The sequence below is a fragment of the Streptococcus sp. HMSC062B01 genome (assembly GCF_001811085.1).
GTDB lineage: Bacteria > Bacillota > Bacilli > Lactobacillales > Streptococcaceae > Streptococcus > Streptococcus gordonii.
The window spans coordinates 17885-36280 of the sequence record NZ_KZ672782.1; the positions used below are offsets into that span (position 1 = coordinate 17885).

Sequence of the window (18396 nt, forward strand, 5' to 3'; positions counted from 1 at the left end):
TTATTTCCTATCTTTACTATACATAATCACCACATACCCAGAATCAAAAGACAGGGAAATGGGCTTACCTATAAATTCGTTAGAAGCATAGACTTTTTTAAAGAAAAAGTTTTTTTCATTTAAAGGATACTTGGCTCCTTCAATGGTCAAGGCAATATCCTGTGTTGGCATAAAGGCAACATAGGTCATTCCTTCTATAAGATCGATTAAATGTTTGCCTGCCGGTCGATAGGTAAGCAGGTTTTGTTCATCTTGCAAAGCAAGTCGCTCCATATAAGGAGCAATCTTTGGATTGCTAGGAAGAAAAACATTGGCTAGAGTATGATCCATACGGCCTCCAAAAGCAGCAAAAATAGTAACATTTGCGTCTGGATAGCGCTCAAAAGTAGCTGCGACAGCCAACTCAAGATCTGTATCATCTTTTTCTGGCTGGGCACGTAGGACCTCTTTAGCTTTCCTTTGAACCAGCTCAAATTCCTGCGAGGATACAGAGTCGAAGTCACCTACAGCCAAATCGGGAACGATTCCCTGCTCTATCAAGTGGAGACTGCCTCGATCCACACCGACCCATACGTCAGCATCTGAGGGTAATTCTTCTAATTGACCTCCAGCAACTAGAACAACCTTAGTCATGTAAGGCTTCCTTCAAGGTTTGAACTTGATGGTCAACATCACCTTTAAAGACATAGCTACCTGCTACAAAGACATTAGCACCAGCTTCTTTTGCTAGCTTAATGGTCTGATTGTCAATGCCACCATCAACCTCGATATCAAATTGTAGTTGTTCTTGTTCCCGAAGACTAGCTAACTCACTAACTTTAACCAAGGTCTCAGGTAGAAAGGCTTGTCCGCCAAAGCCAGGGTTCACAGTCATCACTAAGACCTGGTCTACCAAGCCTAAGACGTGCTTAATTGCTTGAACCGGAGTACCTGGATTGATTACGACACCTGCTTTTACTCCTGCGGCACGGATTTGTTGGAGGGCACCGTGGATATGAGGAGTTGCTTCGACATGGATTGTGATAATATCTGCTCCAGCACGAACGAAATCCTCGATATGCTTTTCAGGATTTGTAACCATCAGATGACAGTCAAACACCAATTTGCTATGTGGACGCATGCTAGCTACAACACCCGCTCCAAAGGTGATATTAGGAACAAAGTGGCCGTCCATTACGTCAATATGAGCATAGTCAGCTCCAGCCGCTTCTAGTCTTTTCAATTCACTTTCAAAATTAGCGTAATCAGCACTCAAGATAGATGGTGAAATTTTAAATTGTGTCATAGTTTTTCTCCTGTTTCCTATTTAGGTATTTTCTTAGCTGTTTTTTTATAGGTTTCTCTTCGATTTTCAATCTCACTGAGAAATTGCAGATAGTTGTCAAAGCGAAAAGTTGCTATCCGACTACTTTCGACCGCTGGCTTGACTGCACAATTTGGTTCATGGGTATGGGTACAAGTACGAAACTTACAGAATTTGCTAAACTCAGCAATCTCAGGAAAAGCTTGATTGAGATCTTCAGCCGTACTCACCTCGTAATCCAATGAAGAAAATCCTGGCGTATCGGCAATCTTCCCTCCGTTTAGATTGTAAAAGCTGACAGCCCGTGTCGTATGACGGCCTCGGCCTAGACTTTCAGAAATCTCTCCTGTTTCGAGCTGCAGATCTGGGGCAATCTTATTGAGAAGAGTTGATTTCCCAACTCCTGTTTGTCCCATAAAAACAGTTATTTTATCCGCTAGAAGAGGCAACAATTCCTCAACGTTTTGGACCACATCGTAGCCAATTGTTCGATAGACTTGTAAGAACTCATCTAGCTCATTTTCGCGTTCCAGCAAATCCAGTTTACTAATATAGAGAATCGGATGAATCCCTTTATGTTCCAAGAGAACCAAGAATCGATCCAGGAGGTTTGGATTAAAATCTGGCTCCTTCGCACTCATGATAACAACTGCCTGGTCAATATTCACAATCGGAGGACGCACAAGACTGTTTTTGCGCTCTGCTATTTTTAAAATATAACCTTCTGAGTCCTTTTCTGCTGAAAATTCAACCTCGTCGCCAACGTAGGGTGTCTGTCCTTTTTTTCGAAAATTTCCTCTAGCTCTGGTTTGATAAATTTGCCCAGCCGACTCTACATAATAGAAACCAGCCAAGGCTTTAATGATTTTACCTTGCAAGATTACTCCTTAAAAGTTAGTACACCCATTATAACAAAAAATGTTTGATTTAGCTTACATGTTTACTAAGAAAGCCACAAATTCTTTAGTTGTAAGATTTTCTAGATAAACAAGGACAGAATGTTGTAAACGTTTTCTGAAAGTTTTATAATAAAGAGGTAAATAACAAACATCTATATGCCTCGTGTGAGGAATGGGACAAGTACAATTAGAAGGGAAGGTGACAATCACAAGGCACTTGTCCATCTGGTTACTACTGGAATTCCAGTGAAGCAGAAACTTCTTCATCAAGAAGCAAGTCTCTAACTTCTTTAATGGTTCATGCTAGCTATAAGGAGGTTATTTATGAGCCTTTCATTTCTCTCAAAGAGCAACCCGCTCATTTCCAATGTCAAAAAAGGGAAGTTTTTGACTCCTTGGTTTTTAGCTCCCTTCATCCTTTATTATATTACCCAATATATGTCTCCGATTAGTAGGGCTTCAACTAACTTTTTCTTAGACAAGCAAAATTGGATTCCTGACTGGTGGAATATTTTGGACCTTTGGTCCTTCCTCTACACCATTATCGCCTTCTTCCTTTGGGTCAAATTCATTGAAAAACGACCAATACGAACCATGGGATTCTCTAGAGGAAATGGCCTTCCCGAATTCGCTAAAGGTGTGTTGGTGGGTGCCATCATGATTACGACCGTCTTAATCGTCTTCTTCATTACAGGAGATGCTAAGTTTGACCGGATCCAATTTAGTCTGCCTTTTCTCGTTTCTTGGATATTAGTTCTCATTGGCTATATATTCCAAACAGCTGCAGAAGAGATTTACATTCGCGGATGGTTGATTCCCATTATTTCCTATCATAAAAACACCTACTTAGCCATTTTGATTGCTTCTACCATGTTCTCTTATTTCCATTTGGATAACAATGGTGCTTCTTGGCTCTCAACTGTCCACCTATTCGTTTTTGGCCTTTTCACAGCCGTTTACGCTCTGAAGCGCGGAAATATCTGGGGACCTTGTGGCTTCCACTTCGCTTGGAACTTCATCATGGGTAACGTTTATGGTTTCCATGTCAGTGGATTTGACAGCGAGTCTTCCTTGATGTACTTTACAACTTCCAATCGTACACTTATCACAGGTGGACAATTCGGACCTGAGGGAGGAGTTCCTGGCTTGGTTGTCTTCATTTTAGCTCTCTTATGGGCTATCTTCATCTTGAAAGATACATCCAAAGAACAAGAAACCCTCTATCCGCAAATTGTAGAATAAATAATAAAAAAATAGCAAGCGAGGGTAGAGAAAGATTCTTCAACTTTTATTTGCGATTCATCATAACTAGAGGCTGGAATAAGAATTTCCAGCCTCATTTGCTTCTATGGATGGCACTGTCTAATCTGGCTATTTTTTCTTGGATTTTTTAAAAAATATGTTATAATAGAGAACAAGCGGAGGTGGTGGAACGGCAGACACGCATGCTTCAGGCGCATGTGCCCGTACGGGTGTGAGGGTTCAAATCCCTTCCTCCGCATCAAAAGCAATCCTATCAATCATGATAGGATTTTTTCTTATTATGGAGAAGAAGGCTACTGCTCAGAAAAGCTAGGAAGGTCAGGCCTCCAGTTAAATATTTCTCTAATGGACTCGCACTGATAAAGAAATTGAAAACCGTAGCCAAAAATAGAAAAACAGTTCCAACTAAAATGACTTTCCTAAAAAATGAAGACCTCAAGCCACTTTTCAACCAGCCACCAAAAGCTAGATAACTAAAACTAAAGAAAGCCCACAATGAGAACAGCAGGAAGTTAACCGGCCGCAACCATAAAGGAAATACTATATAAGCGCCACCAAAGACCAAACGTCCCAGAGGCAGACCTAGCATCAGCAGGAAATGGAGTAATGACTGCGACAACCAAAGTAGTCCAGAAAACAAAGATAGATATTTCACTCTCATATGCACCTCATGAATAAAAAAGAAGATCGGCTACCAGAGAGCAGATCTTCTTTTTTTACAACCCCTCGGACTTTAATGCGTCACTCAAGCGAGCAAAAGCTGCCAAGTCTAGCGCTTCTCCTCGAACATTGGCCGCAAGATCGGCTTTTTCTAAAGCTCTTTCAAGCTTGGTCTTGACTTCTTCAGATTTACCGAAATAGCTAGTCAGGTTATTCCAGAGAGTTTTCCTCCGGTGGACAAAGCTAGCCTTGGTGACCTTGAAAAAGAATTTCTCATCCTGAACCTCAACTGCCGGCTGCTCCCTGCGCACCATCTTGAGAATTGCCGAATCCACATTTGGAGCAGGCACAAAGACTGTCCTCGGTACGATAAAGGCTACCTTGGCCGTCATGTAATACTGGACCGCAATTGACAAACTACCATAGGCCTTGGTATTCGGCTGAGCCGAAATCCGATCTGCTACTTCTTTTTGCATCATAACAACAAACTCACTAAAAGGAATTCCGCTCTCAATCAAGTGCATAAGAATCGGCGTCGTGATATAGTAGGGCAGATTTGCCACTACCTTGATAGGCAGGTCTGGATTTTTAAACTCTGCTATGTACTGGGCCAAATCAACCTTGAGAATATCCTGATTGATCACTGTTACATTGTCAAAATCGCGCAAAGTATCCGCTAAAATCGGCACCAACCGATCATCTATCTCAAAGGCCATGACTTCCGCAGCATTTTCCGCCAAAAACTCCGTCAAAGCCCCAATACCAGGACCAATTTCGATGACATTGACCTTTTTGTCAATCTCAGCAGTATCCACAATCTTCTGGAGGATGTTGGTATCAGTCAGGAAATTCTGACCGAAAGATTTTTTAAAGGTGAAACCGTGACGCTCCAGAATGGCACGGGTCACACTATAATCTGCAATTCTCATCTATTCTCTTTTCTTTTTAAATAATTTTCAGGTGTAGAATGGTAAATCAACTCAAATTGGCTATCACCATTTGCCTCTTCAATTATTGTCTTTAACAAGGCATCTGATTGAAACATCTCTTTTGTTTTTGTAAAGTAGGCCCCCTGTTCCCCATTGATATTGCGAAGTTCCCATGCAACATCATTTCCTTGAACAAGAGGGAGATAACTATCTTCTTCAAGAAAAGCAAAGAAAGCTCCTACCGTCATTTCTTCAGACACTTCATATTCTGTCTTATGTGGAACAGTATCATCTCCTGCACTAACCGAGACTCTGTCAACTATAATCTTCATATTTACCTCTTCTACTGCTTTGGAGCATCATTTAACTCGGCACTTAGTTTTTCCATTTCTTTGAAAGAATCTTGGCTTATGTAACATCCCGCTTTTAGATACTCTGTTCCATTGACAATATAGTCAAACATAGCAATCATATTCCCTGCCGGCTCGATCATACCGTTCCACTCTTCATCAAAAACCATCCGCAGACGTTTCCAGTCTGTAAAGAGAGAGATAGCTTGTCGGCCGTCTTTTCCTTCTCGAACTGGTAAATCTAGACTAGCCCCTCTTTCTAACATTACTTCCTTGGCTTCATCGCTCGCTTCAGGGAAGTTCTCCCCTCTTCGCACCGGAATGAGGAATTTAGCCTTAGGCACTGCCTTTGATAGGAAGCCATAATAAAGCCTGTCTACCAGCTGTTTGTCTTCAGTGTCAGGCTTGCCTAGCTGTCCAAGTAAAAGTAACCATCTCACTACATCAGGATTCATGACAGGCACCTGGATCTCAGGTAGATTTGAAAAATCAGGTTTTTCTACCAAGTTTTGAGCCTTGATGCACACATCATCTGAATTCATGATAATTCCTAGCGCACCATTAAGGTAAAAAGCGGAACCCAAGAAGTTTTTAATAGCTTCCTTGTCCTCTGTATTTTCAATCCGTCTCACTTGGGTATTTGGCTGACTGTCAAATGTTTCTTTGTAATGATGGTACCAACGAGAAGTTGAGAGGTGAATCAAAGGATCTGTACACAGGTAGCCATCATCCCCTCTGTCATATGTCTTTGAAAACATATAGGGCTCTCCTGTTAATTGCGAATAAATCACATAGACCTCATCTGCTTCAAGCAACTTATCTCTGACAACTTCCTCAAGGTGGGCAATTTTAGCCAGATTTTTTTGATATTCTTCTTCACTCCCATTTTGTCGATTCTCTCTACAATCCCATAAGAACAAACGCAAAATTTCAACACTATCTTCTAAACTAGCTCGCAGATAGTCTTCATTACTCATATCCCCATTCTGCATTTCCACAAAAGATGTATAAAGGGCATCTGTATAACTAGATAAAAGCTGGCGCTCATCTATCTTGGACGTATAGAGAACACTCCCCTTTTTAAGTCGACCTGCGACCTCAGATGCAGCTACAACAATATGGGCAAGAGGATCGTCTGTCAAGAAGTTAGAATCTTCTTTTCCATTGCTTAATTTTTCAACCGTCAGCTCGCCAAAAGACTCAAAGCTTTCGCCAGGATTGCATACTTGCAGACGGTCGCCTAACTTTAAGTTTCCTTTCAATCTGCCCAAGATCAACAACTGATCGGACTTCCCAAGTGCAAAGAAGTCAAACACTCCCAAGCAAGCACTTGTCTCGATTTTCTCTTTTACAACTTCTGTTGCAGATTCTATTTTTTCCTTTTTCTTCCCAAAATTAAACCAAGCCAATGCTACTTCTCCTTATGGACTTTATTTTCTAACTCTTTATTCATTGTCCTTTACGCAGGTCATTTGCTCAAGCAAAGTGCAAAGTTTTTTCTGCTCTTCTTCCTTGTAAGCAAATGCGTTAGCCTTTACTTCTCTGCATTTCTCGTCATACAAAAAGCCCTCATAACCATCTTCTGTAGATAAGGCTGTATAGACTTTCGCCATTTCTTCAGGACTAATCGAAAATTTTGACTTAATTTTATACAGATTTTTCATAAAAGCGCTGAGGTGATCATAGCGGTTCATATCTACTTTGACATTGGTCACACGGATTGCCTGCACCTTGATGTCTTTCCAATGTTTCCGCATATAAAGCGACAGCATCAACAAGGCCAGTTTATTTTGATAATAAGTCTTAGCAGGGCTGTAATGTTTTTGACCAGATAAATTTTCAAAATCAAGCTTCATGAAAGGATAAAGCATCAGCCCTTGGGAAGAAATATTAATAATCCGACCACTCTCAGACTTTTCCAACAAGCCCTTCAACAAGATAGAAAGCAAAAAGGGAGCAACCACATTGGTCGCAAACTGCTTTTCTAATCCGTCTTTGGTTACCACAGGACTTTTGATTGATAAATCAAAATCAGCCGCATTGTTAATTAAAACATCTAAAGTCTCTTCTTTTTGGATATACTGTTCTACCGCTTTCTTGATACTTTTCATATCAGATAAATCAGCCAAGATATAATCTACATGTGGATTTCCTGTTTGTTGACGGATTTTTTCACAGGCTTGCTCGGCAGCTGCTTTCCGCCGGCAAAATAGAGTCACTGACCAACCCTTCTCAGCTAACTGTTTTGCAGCCTGGTAGCCAATACCACTATTGCCGCCCGTAATAATTACTTTTGTCATTCCTTACTCCGTTAGACTGAATATTTACGCATAGCTTCTTCCACTTCCTCCAAGGTCACCCCAAACAATTCCAAGCGTTTAAGCAGCTGCTTACCATTGGAGTAGCCGATACGGAGTCGCTCACCCAGATACTCTCGACGCTGACGGCTGTCACTTCCCATAAGCAGCCCTAGTCGTACGAGGTCACTTTTGGTGATGTCAAAATTATCCTCATCATCAAAATATCCGACCAAACCAGACAAAGCCTGCTGTAAATCCTCAAATGATGCATGTTCTACGCCAAGTGATTTACCCTTGTTCTTAGACTTTGGAGCTGCCTCATCTCGACGGAGAAAGGCATGTTGAGCAGTTGGCACAGCCTCCATAATTATTCGACGGATACGCTCACCGTTGTAGTCTGGATCGGTAAAGACAATAACGCCACGTAGCTGGTGCAGTTTCTCAATCCGTTCCAAGTCTTCTTCATTGATCGCAGAGCCTCTCGTCTCGTAAGTATCAACTTGGTAAAACCGTTGCAGATTGGCTGTGTCATCCTTGCCCTCAACGACAATCACCTGAGGGATTTTTATCTTCTCAGTCAAGCCCAAACACCTTCTTTGCATTTTCATAGGTCGCCTGCGCTATTTCTTCAACAGTCAGTCCACGAAGCTCAGTAATTTTCTCTACAACATAGCGAGTATAGGCTGTTTTGTTTTCTCGACCACGCTTGGGAACAGGCGCCAAGTAAGGCGCATCAGTCTCAACGAGAATTTTGTCCAAAGGAAGGTTCTGCGCAGCCTCCTGAATATCCGTCGCTTTCTTAAAGGTCACAACTCCAGAAAAGGAAATCATCATTCCTAGCTCGATAAAGCGCTCTGCCATTTCCAAAGAACCCGAATAAGAGTGCATGATACCACCTCTAGGTCCGACACCTTCACTCTTGATAATCTCATAGGTATCCTCCAGCGCATCTCGCGTGTGTACGACAAAGGGTAGGTCCAGTTCTTTAGAGAGTTGGATTTGGCGTCGAAACACCCGCTCCTGAACATCCTTTGGCGCTGTCATCCAGTGATAATCCAGCCCAATCTCGCCCAGAGCCACCACCTTGGGGTGACGAAGCTTGTCCAGCAGATAGGCTTCTACCGCCTCATCATAAGTCCCCGCCTCAGTCGGATGCCAGCCAATCGTAGCATAAAGCTGATCATAATTGTCCGCCAACTCCAAGGCGCGCTCAATGGTCGGTCGGTCAAAGCCGACAATATTGTGTGCAACAACACTCATTTCTTTGGCTAATTGAAGCTCCTCTGCCTCTCGACCAGCAAATTCTTCCACATTTAAATGCGTGTGTGTATCAAAAATCTTCATGTTTTACTTCCTTGTATTTCCTGTTTTTCATTATACCAAAAATGACCTAAAAAATCAGAAGTCTCTTCAAAGCAGAAAAATAAGATAGCTGCCATTCAACGGCCATCCGAATCTGTCTTCAAGTTCTCCATTGGAATAATTAAGTAAAAAGACAGTGCCAGCATTAACACAAGCGGGAGGAGAATATAAATAATTCCCATGCTGCTGGCAAGCGCTATTAACAGCATGGATAAAACACTCGGAACAGCCATACTAAATAGATTAATAGCCGACTGGATAGCCCCCATGGACTCTTCTGAAATCATACTGAATACAGATTTCTGCAATCTAGGACTCAGCAGACCGACTGTAACTGAGCAAGCAAAGCTCGCTATCAGGACAAGTAAAAAGTTTTGCCAGAAAAAACCGCAAAGAATAAAAGCTTCACATACTTGGCTACTATACATAGCAAGCTTCGTCGAAAGTTTTTTCAGCAAACTGCCACTCAAAATATTCCCTAAAATCAAACCAGCGGAACTTAAAACAATTAACACGGCAATGGACTGACCAATCTGCAAATTCCAAAAAGGCCTTTTCAGCAATAAAAGAGTCGCTACTGGCGTCAGAATATTCAGAGTGACCTGTCCAAAGGTTGAAACCAATAATAACCTCACAACGTTTTTCAATCCCAGCAAGACTTTAAGAGAATCCAATAAATGCTGCCAATAATTTTCTCTATTAAGCTCCTTGGCACTGCTGAGCTCCGGTTCTAAGTCCTGTAAGTTTTGACTAATATGCCAAAACCCAAGGTAAGCTAGCAAGAATGTCAGAGCATTTAGTCCTGCCAAAGCTCCAATACTCATCCAAGCGATGAGAAAACCGCCAGCTAGATTCCCCAAAATATGAACCAGACTCATACTAGCCTGCCGAAAGCCCATAGCAGAGGTCATATCTTGCTCAATTACCTTTACATAAACAGGGGTCAGCATGGCACCTGAAAAATAACTCAGACTATCCGACAGAAAGTTAATCAGGCAAATCACAAGCAGAGTTAAGAAAGAGAAATCTTGTCCAAGAAGCAAAAACGTTACCAGGCTATATAGCACGACCTTACTAAACTGTATAAGCAGGCATTTATGGATACGATTCTGCTGAAAGTCCGCCGCAACTCCAGTAAAAACCTGAATTAACTGGGGCAGCGTTTCAGAAAGGGAAATCAATAAAACTGCAAGTGGAGCAAAGGAATAGGCGGAAACATAGTTCATCAAAGCCAAGTAAAAAACAATGTCTCCAAAACCTGAAATCCATTGATTGATGAGCAACTGGCGAAAATTTTTGTTTTTTACAAAAACAATCATACGACATCTCCTTTACTCTTGTTAGATTTTTGTTTAACAAATCATAACAAGAAATTAGTTGATTGTCAAATTTTTATTAGATTGTTATTTTACAAAATAAAGGCCTAGAATGAATCTAGGTCTTCTTAAACTATGTTAGGTCTTGTTTGAACTTCTCTATAATTTTTTGAATCAGTTCTTTATTGACCGTGTATTTAACAGAATCATCATCCACCACAAGCTCCAGCAAGCCAGAATTTAGTAGCTTCTGCGTATGGAATGAGATAGAGGCTCTTGTAAGCCCCAGTTTTTTAGCTATATCTTTATTCTTGGCATGCGGTTGAATCAATTCAATCAAGACTTTATAGCGGGTTTCATCACCAAGAGTTTTTAAGGTCAGAGCCAATGTTTCATCGTTAAGCTCCGATTCCGCTTGTGATAACTGGGAACTTCTCGTCGAAAGGACTAAGGAATAGGAAGTGAAATCAGGAACCTTTTCGAGGAAAGAGTCAATAAACATGGGTGACAGAACAAAGACTTGTGTGTCTTTTTCGAGTAATTTGTCATTCTGCTCTTCATCATCCATCACATCAGATAGGCTAAATTCTTGTTCAAAAGCTAGAACTTCCTGCTCAAACTGCTCATAAATAGGCTGATAGAGCTCGAACACTCTTTCCAACAAGGAAACTAATTGGTCCCGAAGCTTCTCTGGATGCTGAATAGCTTGGTACCAGTACCATTTATTTTCCGGAGACTTGTCACTATTCTCTATAAAAGCCAGCAGATCTTCAGGATGTCCCTTAATGACTTCCCCTTTAGAAAGCTTAAGTGATAAGCAATAGATGATTTGCTCTGCATCTAGTTTTTTCAGACATTCTAACAAGTCATGCGGACTGGCCGGATCTTCTCCTTTTTCTAGCAAGTAGAGATAGAGGAGCGGAGCCAGTCCCACCGTAGCTTCTTCAAACAAACTAACCGCAACAAGCTCGTTTTTCAAAGGAAGTAAATCCTGATAGAGCTTATCATAGTGCGGCTGTACATCAAGAAGCAGCTCCTTTTGATTCTGCCGTAAATCCCTCCACATATGTTTATCATCCCTTGAAACGATGGCAGGCACCATGAGAAATTCATATAACTTACTACGATAATGAACAAGCTTTACGCCCACAGATTCTTCCCTCCTTACATATACTCCGTCTCTGACCGAAAAGAGTGTACAATTCCTGTTTTTCATTATACCAAAAATGACCTAAAAAATCAGAAGTCTCTTCAAAGTAGATAAAATAAGACAACTGCCATTCAACAGCTATCCTAATTTGACTTCAAAACTTTTAAACTTGCAGTTTATGATCTTTAATCGATAACTTTTTATTATTTTTCGATAGAATCTTATTGATTATCGATAATTTTTGTGTTATAGTTACTAAGAACTAAAATATTTGCCGGAGGATATTATGACTACCAAAACAAAAAAGACTGCTGAAGATTGGAGCATCACTCTTACAAAAATCAGCATTAGCCTTTTATTTATTGCTTCTACTATCTTAATCTTCCTAGGTCCTTGGATTGTAAATCTTATTATCGTATTTCCTTCCCCTCTCGTTCAAGGAGAGGCCCGATTCTGGATTTTGCTCTTGCTAGGTTACGCCTTAGGAGGACTGGCTTTGACCTGCATTGTCCATCTTTATCGGCTCCTTCATCATATCGGGCAGGACCAAGTTTTTATTCAACAAAATGTTCAATATCTCCGATATTTGGGCTGGGAAGTTGGAATTGTCGCTCTTATTTCACTGTTCATGGGACTGACAGTCTATCTACCTATGCTCTTAGTGACAGTTTCTTGCAGTATTTTAACTTTAATTATCCGTGTCATTCGCAATGCTTTTGGCAAAGCTATTGAACTGCAAGATCAAGTAGACTACACAATTTAGGAGGGCATATGATTCAGATAAATTTAGACCTTGTCATGGCACAAAAACGTATCAGTGCCGGTCGCTTGGCTGAGCTGATTGATCTAACACCAGCCAATCTATCCATTTTGAAAAATAATCGAGCCAAAGCAGTTCGCTTTTCAACTCTCAATGCACTTTGCCGAGAATTGGAATGCCAACCCGGCGATATATTAGAATATATTCCAGATGAAAAAGAGGAGGCATAAAATGGAAAGAATTTTACAAGAACAGATAGAAGAGCAAGACTATCAGCTAGACGATCTAGATGATCTAGAAGAACAGACGATCTTTAGCCCTTTAGATGACGCCCAAATAAAAATCTTTAAAATTGGGACTATTGTTTTCTACCTGTTAGCTTATTTTTACACTGCTATCCTGGTGCAGCTTAAAACAATTTACTCTCTCCCCGTCACAGTCGGTCTTTTACTTTCGACTGAGTTTCTAATCAAAAAATTACATACAACCTCTATCCCATTAAAAGAAGGCGCCAAAAAATTAGAAACAAGAGTTTTTTTCACTCTAACCATTGCTCAAGCCATGGCTTTAAGTATTTGGGGGGCACATCAGCAACTAGATTTTTTCCAATTTTTAGCTATCCACCTCTCTTTTGCCTTCTACGTCCTGTCCCGTACAGGTTGGCTAAGTCAGGGGCGCTTAGGGATTATGGTTTGGTTTGATATGGTTCAAGCTTTCTACACTCTGCCCTTTAAAAATTTCATGGCTTCTTGCATCGTCTTTCTTCACGAGGAGGAAAACTCTGAAGAGACAAATGATGGCTATTCAAAGAACTTCCAACATTTTGTCATTCTAATAGGTAGTCTTTTGGCTTCAGGAGTTCTGGTTTACTTTGTTTGGACTCAGCTAAGTCAGGTCTCAGGTAATTTTGCAAATCTCTTCATACAATTATCCGATTTTAGTCAGACCTTCTTTGACTCACTTTTTTCCAAGATTGATATAGCTACTATACTAGCACAGCTATTCCTTGCTATTCCAGTCAGTCTCTACTTATATGGACTCATTGTAGGTAGCTTGCTCAGCGAAAGAACGTCTACTTTTAACTACCAAGTATTCCAAGAAAAAGTTCAACCACTAAGGGCTATTCCTAACTTTGCAGCATATATTGTCATTGGAAGCTTACTTGTAACCTATATCCTTTTTTTCACAACCGGTCTAAGCGAGCTAGGGAATCTTCTAAGCGCTGGAACTGTTACAGAAGCCATTTCTCCCCAAAGTGCGTCTTCCATTGCGGTCACTGGGTTCTGGCAACTAGTTAGAGTTTCTCTTCTTAATTTTGCTGTTTTAGGAGCTTTTTATCTCATCTCTAAAAAACCGCTCTGGGATCAGATAGGTACACGGTTAGCAACCACTCTGCTCTTTATATTTGCCACCTTGCTGACCTTACTTGCAGGATGGAAATTATTTGGTGTCTATATTTACCTTTATGGACCAACCCCTCTACGATTGCTTTCCGGCTGGTTTGTCCTCGTCTTATTGGTTTGGTGCTTGCTCATCTTGATTCGACTGTATAAACCTATCCAAGCTATTCGCATCGGTATCCTTTATGCTATGATTAGTTTCACCATACTTTGCTATCTATATCCTTTTTTACTGAAGTGATAAGCTAGTTTATATATCAAAGACCAGAACGATTTCATCTTAGATCTGGTCTTATTTTATTTATAATCTCTTTATCAGCATAATAGAAAAAACCAGTGGTCTCGAGTTTCCACTGATTTTTCTTGTTATAATCGTTTTGATTAAGCAGCCAAAACTTTGCGTCCTTTACGACGACGAGCTGCAAGTACGCGACGACCGTTTTTAGTAGACATACGATTACGGAAACCGTGTTTACGCGCGCGACGGATTTTACTTGGTTGATAAGTACGTTTCACGATGAATACCTCCTCTTAGATTCTTGTATTCGTTTAGCCGGCTAGTTGTGATCAGTTACTAAACATACTTTACTATTCTATATGATTCTAAGCCTTTTGTCAATAGTTCCAGAAAATAAGTTTCCTTTTGAGAACGTAATCATAGAGGCCTTGTTGCTTCATAAAATGGAATCAGGGCAGTCATTGCTTCTTGTAAATTAGACAAGACTTCTTCTCTAGAATTAGCCCCAGATAGATTAACATCGTATTTGGCTAAAACCTTGCGAACCTGACCTTCTTGGACCTGTTTCATAAGTAACCTGCGATTATCTTCTGTGCCTTCAAAGCGCTGACTCACACCATCTATCTGAGCAAAATAATAAACTGGTCTATCAATAGGTACTTGCAAGATCCGATTTTGCTTAGAGAGACTATAGTCGTCTTTCTTACGCTCCATAAAGCTAACTTCGAGCGATACACCAAAATCATCTGCACTTCCATACAAACGCAGAGCGAACATGGGTTCCGTTATCTCCCCATACCCTCTCACATAATTCCAAAAATGGGGTCGCAGTATCTGTGCCTGATTCATCCACTGGCTGGCTCGCTCCAAGCTTAAATTCGGATAAAGAGCCTGAAAATCTTTGACTAGATCTATGAACTCTTTACGAGCCGCTTGGCCCTTAGCTCTCAGATCCAGCATGACCTCACGAAGGTCTCCTGCTTTTTCTGGAGCAATATACTTGGTACCTTGATAAGGAAGATAGGCTTTTATAGCTGGGAAAAGTGACATAACATTTCCTTTCTTTACTCTCTATAATAGAAAACCTCAGGGTTATTAACAACAACACTCTGTGTTATAAGAATTCGATCTTGTTTTTTATCAGAAGCATCTGCTATCGTTTGATCGCCCGCAGTCACAGACATATCAACACCTGCTGGAATAAACAAGATGGCTGCACCTGGACCTCCAGAGGATACTCCACCTTGTAAATAAGAATCAATCATTCTAAAATTATTTCCCAATTTTAGGTCGTTATTAACCAAGCCATTTTTATCAAATACTAATTCACTCCCCTTCCCATTTCTCCATCTGCCTTCAATACTAGAATAATCTCCTTTTTGGATGGCTTCCAAATCCAATTGAGACGAACCACTTTGTTCTTTCTGATTTCCAACACTTGTCGTTGCTTGATAGTTTTCTACGTCTTTCCACTTTAACGAAGATAGATCAAGTTCTTTTTTAGATCCTGTCCCAAATACTGTATGTTGCCCGCTTTCAGAATTTGGATCCACACCTGCTATTTGAAAATCTGCTTCTTTTAGCACATCTACACCACTATTATCAGATCTCAGTTGATAAAGATAACCCTTAGCATCAGGGCTTAGAGAATGCCATTGAGCATAAAAAACTGTTCCATCAGTATAAATAGTTGTGACCTCTCTGCTTCCGCCTGCCGAAGCAACTCTGGATTGCGCTAAATAAGTAGAAACACCCTGGTTTAAATAATAGATTGCAGCCAAATAATATTGATCTTTGAAATAGTGCCCAGTTAACAGTTCTTTAGTGCCGTTTCCATCAATATCATAAAATGCGTATAAATTTGCTCGCCCCTCTGATGTATCATTTTTTAGACTATCCAAAGTACTTGCATATGCTTTTTCATCTTGCTCAATAGAATCCGAAGAAGCTTGCGATTGCTTTGATGGTTTTGGAGTACTTGAAGGAGATGAATGATCTCCCTTCGGACTACATGCACATAAAAAAATTGCGCCTGAAAGTAATAAAACAAGTATTTTTTTCATATTCTTTCCCTCTTTGATTTTCTACATTCAAACTTATTATCTATAAAAGAAAGGAGACGGAGACAATGGCGTCTCAGTCTCACTTTGTTGTATAAAAAATTCTGACATAGTTAATAATTGAAGCTTTTACTCACTATCAATATCAACTACGACGTAACGGTTTGGCTCGTCGCCTTCTGAATAGCTAGTAACGCCATCCATTTTAGAAATGATTCGGTGGATAATTTTGCGTTCGTTGTTAGACATTGGATCTGTCGGCTGGCTACGGCGCTCTTCCAAAGCTTTGTTAGCCAATTTTTGAGCGTAACTTTGCAAGACTTCAGCCCGATGTTCCACATAGTCATTGACATTAATAGAGATATAAAAACTCTTTTCATAACGAATATAGAGATAGTTCTGAGCCAATAGTTGCAGAGCTTTGAGAACCTTTCCGTGGTATCCAATCACACGGCCAGGTTCATTGGTGTCAATCTGCATATTGACCGTACGACGGTTGTAACTAGATGATAAACTTGCTTCAACGTCCATTTCATTGATGATTTCTTGGACATAGGCTGTCACATCTGAGACAACTTCTTCAATGTCATAGTTTTCTTCAACTTCGATACCTAGATCTGAAAACTCTTGATTAGCTGGTTGGCTCTTTTCTTCTGATTCACCTTGTCTTACTTGGTTTTTAATAAGGTCAATTGTTCCAGTTTCCTCTAAAATAGTATTGGCTTGTTTATCATGTTTGAGGATTTCTGCCTTAACTTCGTCTGAAACTTTCTCACCTTCGCCTTCAACCTTCTTGATTGCAGCGACAACCCGACCCAAGTCAACTGTTTCTTCACTAACACTTTTGACCGGTTCATTTTTAGCATTAACTTCCTCTGGAACACCTTTTACAGCTTTTTGATTAGCCTTGACCATTGTTGTTTCGCTGATTGGCTCCACATCAACTTGGGCAGGTTTTTTACCAAATAAACCTAGAAAACCTTTTTTCTCACGTGAAATAACAGTAATATGTGCTTTCATACGAGGAATATCTAACTCACGCAATCCTTCTTGAATTGCTTCTTCTACACTTGCTCCTGTAAATACAACCATTTGCAAGAGACCTCCTTATTTTTTCTTTTTCTGTGCTTTTCGGAAGGCACGTTTTTTCTTTTCTTCTTGTTCACGCGCAGCATTAAGCTTAGCTTCGCGCTCTGCGATCATTTTGAACGGATTGCTCAAAACTAAAGTTTGTCCCACTTGGTAGGCATTTGACACTGTCCAGTAGAGGGCTACCCCACTGGAAAAACTCAGGGCAAACCAGAAAATCAAGAGTGGCATGAGATAGGTCATAACTGTCATCGCTCCATTTTTCTCTGCCAAGCCCTTGTTATTGAGCCAACTACTCAAGAAAGTAAAGAGAGCAGCAAGTACTGGGAGAATAAAGTAAGGATCTTTCTCTGCCAAGTTAAGCCAGAGGAAATGACCTGTTTTCATAAATTCAACTCGGGTAAGAGCTTGAAAAAGGGCCAAGAGTACGGGCATTTGAATAAAGAGTGGTATGAAAGATGCAAGCGGATTAACACCTAATTCCTTGTAGAGTTTCTGTGTCTCCGTTGCCAATAAATTTCTACTCTCCATATCTTTGCCTGGATATTTTGCCTGCAAGGCTTTGATATGTGGCTGAGCTTCCTGCATCTTGCGCGATGAATTCATCTGGATTTGGAAGACTGGCAAAAGAACTGTTCGAATAACAATGGTAAACAGGATTATTCCAATTCCCAAACTACTATTAAAGGATAAGAAACGAATCGTTTCCGCAAAGAAAAAAACAAATTTCTCCCATAAATCAGTTGATTGTGACGTGACTTCGCTCGTTCCGCAAGCGGTCAATACAAGCGAGGACAAAAGCAGGAGACCTGCTAACTTACTCTTCTTTTTCACTGAGAATCCCTTCCTGATAGATTTTAGCTAGTTTCAGCACATGTAGCAAATTCCGCTCAATTTCTTTGTAATTCAACTCTTCCACTCCCTTACGAGCAATGATGACAAAGTCAACCGGTTGCAGCTCTTGTCTATGCTCTATCAAGACATGGCGAATCTTCCTCTTAATCCCATTTCTGACAACTGCATTCCCAAGTTTTTTACTGACAGAAAGCCCCACTCGAAAGTGTTTTTGATCTTTATCCAATTTATAGATGACAAATCGTTTATTAGCCACACTTTGTTTATCATTAAAAATCGCATTGAAATCTTTTTCACTCTTGACGCGATAGCTTTTTTTCAAAATTTAACTCCATCTACCAAAATTATATCTATTATACCATATTTTTCCAAAAAGCCAATGCCAGCAACCTTTAGCGCTATTTCCACCTTCATTTATAGCTTTTTATAAAGCAAAAACATCGCTCTTTTTCACGATGTTTT

At 40.4% G+C, this 18396-nt stretch carries 22 protein-coding genes and 1 tRNA gene; 5 read left to right on the plus strand and 18 right to left on the minus strand.

The genetic code is table 11. The features are described 5' to 3' along the window. The 3 genes from HMPREF2780_RS05325 to rsgA are packed head-to-tail and all read right to left on the minus strand — an operon-like array spanning position 1 to position 2181. Positions 1–633 carry a thiamine diphosphokinase gene (locus tag HMPREF2780_RS05325; protein WP_061596235.1) on the minus strand — a complete coding sequence of 211 codons (633 nt, stop codon included), beginning with the start codon at positions 631–633 and terminating at the stop codon, positions 1–3. After that, positions 626–1285 (minus strand): ribulose-phosphate 3-epimerase, encoded by a 660-nt coding sequence (gene rpe, locus HMPREF2780_RS05330; RefSeq protein ID WP_008808219.1) that lies wholly within the window; start codon positions 1283–1285, stop codon positions 626–628. The genes HMPREF2780_RS05325 and rpe overlap by 8 nt, the downstream gene beginning before the upstream one ends. 17 nt (positions 1286–1302) lie before the next feature. Further along, positions 1303–2181 carry a ribosome small subunit-dependent GTPase A gene (rsgA, locus tag HMPREF2780_RS05335; RefSeq protein ID WP_061596237.1) on the minus strand — a complete coding sequence of 293 codons (879 nt, stop codon included), beginning with the start codon at positions 2179–2181 and terminating at the stop codon, positions 1303–1305. A gap of 345 nt (positions 2182–2526) precedes the next feature. On the opposite strand from rsgA, the gene HMPREF2780_RS05340 reads away from it, so the two are divergent. Together HMPREF2780_RS05340 and HMPREF2780_RS05345 are read left to right on the plus strand one after the other, a co-directional pair. Then, positions 2527–3444: a CPBP family intramembrane glutamic endopeptidase gene (locus HMPREF2780_RS05340; protein WP_105026312.1), complete on the plus strand. Its 918-nt coding sequence runs from the start codon at positions 2527–2529 to the stop codon at positions 3442–3444. A 176-nt stretch (positions 3445–3620) separates the two neighbouring features. Continuing rightward, positions 3621–3703 (plus strand) — tRNA-Leu (locus HMPREF2780_RS05345). Positions 3704–3718: 15 nt separating this feature from the next. Here HMPREF2780_RS05345 and HMPREF2780_RS05350 read toward each other — a convergent pair. From HMPREF2780_RS05350 to HMPREF2780_RS05395, 9 genes are all read right to left on the minus strand, one after another. Beyond that, positions 3719–4126, minus strand: a complete 408-nt coding sequence (locus tag HMPREF2780_RS05350; RefSeq protein WP_105026313.1) for a hypothetical protein — start codon at positions 4124–4126, stop codon at positions 3719–3721. Between the two features lie 55 nt (positions 4127–4181). Beyond that, on the minus strand, positions 4182–5054 hold the full coding sequence (gene rsmA / locus HMPREF2780_RS05355; protein WP_105026314.1) for a 16S rRNA (adenine(1518)-N(6)/adenine(1519)-N(6))-dimethyltransferase RsmA: 873 nt from the start codon (positions 5052–5054) through the stop codon (positions 4182–4184). Then, a complete protein-coding gene (locus HMPREF2780_RS05360; protein ID WP_105026315.1) occupies positions 5051–5386 on the minus strand; it encodes a hypothetical protein in 336 nt (111 codons plus the stop codon). The genes rsmA and HMPREF2780_RS05360 overlap by 4 nt, the downstream gene beginning before the upstream one ends. 11 nt (positions 5387–5397) lie before the next feature. After that, complete coding sequence (locus tag HMPREF2780_RS05365) at positions 5398–6813, minus strand: SseB family protein (RefSeq protein ID WP_105026316.1); 1416 nt, start codon at positions 6811–6813, stop codon at positions 5398–5400. A gap of 36 nt (positions 6814–6849) precedes the next feature. Continuing rightward, a complete protein-coding gene (locus HMPREF2780_RS05370) occupies positions 6850–7704 on the minus strand; it encodes an SDR family NAD(P)-dependent oxidoreductase (protein WP_048778079.1) in 855 nt (284 codons plus the stop codon). Between the two features lie 11 nt (positions 7705–7715). Continuing rightward, positions 7716–8285 (minus strand): ribonuclease M5, encoded by a 570-nt coding sequence (gene rnmV, locus HMPREF2780_RS05375; protein WP_412079883.1) that lies wholly within the window; start codon positions 8283–8285, stop codon positions 7716–7718. Further along, on the minus strand, positions 8278–9048 hold the full coding sequence (locus HMPREF2780_RS05380) for a TatD family hydrolase (RefSeq protein WP_105026318.1): 771 nt from the start codon (positions 9046–9048) through the stop codon (positions 8278–8280). Before HMPREF2780_RS05380 ends, rnmV begins: the two co-directional genes overlap by 8 nt. A 95-nt stretch (positions 9049–9143) precedes the next feature. After that, the gene (locus HMPREF2780_RS05390; RefSeq protein WP_061601644.1) at positions 9144–10385 is read right to left on the minus strand and encodes an MFS transporter; all 1242 of its coding nucleotides are present in this window, start codon (positions 10383–10385) and stop codon (positions 9144–9146) included. Between the two features lie 130 nt (positions 10386–10515). Then, positions 10516–11598, minus strand: a complete 1083-nt coding sequence (locus tag HMPREF2780_RS05395; RefSeq protein WP_061601645.1) for an ArsR/SmtB family transcription factor — start codon at positions 11596–11598, stop codon at positions 10516–10518. 220 nt (positions 11599–11818) lie between these two features. On the opposite strand from HMPREF2780_RS05395, the gene HMPREF2780_RS05400 reads away from it, so the two are divergent. Genes HMPREF2780_RS05400 through HMPREF2780_RS05410 form a run of 3 tightly spaced genes read left to right on the plus strand, consistent with a single transcriptional unit; the run spans position 11819 to position 13933 of the window. Beyond that, entirely contained in the window at positions 11819–12295 is a 477-nt protein-coding gene (locus HMPREF2780_RS05400) for a DUF2975 domain-containing protein (protein ID WP_061583186.1), read from the plus strand. A gap of 8 nt (positions 12296–12303) precedes the next feature. Then, positions 12304–12522, plus strand: a complete 219-nt coding sequence (locus HMPREF2780_RS05405) for a helix-turn-helix domain-containing protein (RefSeq protein ID WP_045634443.1) — start codon at positions 12304–12306, stop codon at positions 12520–12522. 1 nt (position 12523) lies between these two features. Then, entirely contained in the window at positions 12524–13933 is a 1410-nt protein-coding gene (locus HMPREF2780_RS05410) for a DUF4153 domain-containing protein (protein WP_105026320.1), read from the plus strand. Positions 13934–14073: 140 nt separating this feature from the next. On the opposite strand, the gene rpmH is transcribed toward HMPREF2780_RS05410, so the two are convergent. The 6 genes from rpmH to rnpA all read right to left on the minus strand — a co-directional run bounded on the left by rpmH (position 14074) and on the right by rnpA (position 18256). After that, a complete protein-coding gene (gene rpmH, locus HMPREF2780_RS05415) occupies positions 14074–14208 on the minus strand; it encodes a 50S ribosomal protein L34 (RefSeq protein WP_000831902.1) in 135 nt (44 codons plus the stop codon). Positions 14209–14347: 139 nt separating this feature from the next. Next, entirely contained in the window at positions 14348–14980 is a 633-nt protein-coding gene (locus HMPREF2780_RS05420; RefSeq protein ID WP_105026321.1) for a ribonuclease P, read from the minus strand. Positions 14981–14994: 14 nt separating this feature from the next. Then, complete coding sequence (locus tag HMPREF2780_RS05425) at positions 14995–15993, minus strand: DUF6287 domain-containing protein (RefSeq protein WP_105026322.1); 999 nt, start codon at positions 15991–15993, stop codon at positions 14995–14997. Positions 15994–16119: 126 nt separating this feature from the next. Continuing rightward, positions 16120–17082, minus strand: coding sequence for an RNA-binding cell elongation regulator Jag/EloR (gene jag, locus HMPREF2780_RS05430; protein WP_008808204.1), 963 nt, complete (start codon positions 17080–17082; stop codon positions 16120–16122). A gap of 15 nt (positions 17083–17097) precedes the next feature. Then, positions 17098–17913, minus strand: coding sequence for a YidC/Oxa1 family membrane protein insertase (locus HMPREF2780_RS05435; protein WP_008808203.1), 816 nt, complete (start codon positions 17911–17913; stop codon positions 17098–17100). Further along, positions 17897–18256: a ribonuclease P protein component gene (gene rnpA, locus HMPREF2780_RS05440; RefSeq protein WP_008808202.1), complete on the minus strand. Its 360-nt coding sequence runs from the start codon at positions 18254–18256 to the stop codon at positions 17897–17899. Before rnpA ends, HMPREF2780_RS05435 begins: the two co-directional genes overlap by 17 nt. Positions 18257–18396: the final 140 nt, after the last annotated feature.

Coding starts and splice junctions, on each gene's coding strand:
- HMPREF2780_RS05325 (WP_061596235.1), bottom strand. CDS start 633: ATGACTAAGGTTGTTCTAGTTGCTGGAGGTCAATTAGAAGAATTACCC.
- rpe (WP_008808219.1), bottom strand. CDS start 1,285: ATGACACAATTTAAAATTTCACCATCTATCTTGAGTGCTGATTACGCT.
- HMPREF2780_RS05340 (WP_105026312.1), top strand. CDS start 2,527: ATGAGCCTTTCATTTCTCTCAAAGAGCAACCCGCTCATTTCCAATGTC.
- HMPREF2780_RS05350 (WP_105026313.1), bottom strand. CDS start 4,126: ATGAGAGTGAAATATCTATCTTTGTTTTCTGGACTACTTTGGTTGTCG.
- rsmA (WP_105026314.1), bottom strand. CDS start 5,054: ATGAGAATTGCAGATTATAGTGTGACCCGTGCCATTCTGGAGCGTCAC.
- HMPREF2780_RS05360 (WP_105026315.1), bottom strand. CDS start 5,386: ATGAAGATTATAGTTGACAGAGTCTCGGTTAGTGCAGGAGATGATACT.
- HMPREF2780_RS05370 (WP_048778079.1), bottom strand. CDS start 7,704: ATGACAAAAGTAATTATTACGGGCGGCAATAGTGGTATTGGCTACCAG.
- HMPREF2780_RS05380 (WP_105026318.1), bottom strand. CDS start 9,048: ATGAAGATTTTTGATACACACACGCATTTAAATGTGGAAGAATTTGCT.
- HMPREF2780_RS05390 (WP_061601644.1), bottom strand. CDS start 10,385: ATGATTGTTTTTGTAAAAAACAAAAATTTTCGCCAGTTGCTCATCAAT.
- HMPREF2780_RS05395 (WP_061601645.1), bottom strand. CDS start 11,598: ATGAAAAACAGGAATTGTACACTCTTTTCGGTCAGAGACGGAGTATAT.
- HMPREF2780_RS05400 (WP_061583186.1), top strand. CDS start 11,819: ATGACTACCAAAACAAAAAAGACTGCTGAAGATTGGAGCATCACTCTT.
- HMPREF2780_RS05405 (WP_045634443.1), top strand. CDS start 12,304: ATGATTCAGATAAATTTAGACCTTGTCATGGCACAAAAACGTATCAGT.
- HMPREF2780_RS05410 (WP_105026320.1), top strand. CDS start 12,524: ATGGAAAGAATTTTACAAGAACAGATAGAAGAGCAAGACTATCAGCTA.
- HMPREF2780_RS05420 (WP_105026321.1), bottom strand. CDS start 14,980: ATGTCACTTTTCCCAGCTATAAAAGCCTATCTTCCTTATCAAGGTACC.
- HMPREF2780_RS05425 (WP_105026322.1), bottom strand. CDS start 15,993: ATGAAAAAAATACTTGTTTTATTACTTTCAGGCGCAATTTTTTTATGT.
- jag (WP_008808204.1), bottom strand. CDS start 17,082: ATGGTTGTATTTACAGGAGCAAGTGTAGAAGAAGCAATTCAAGAAGGA.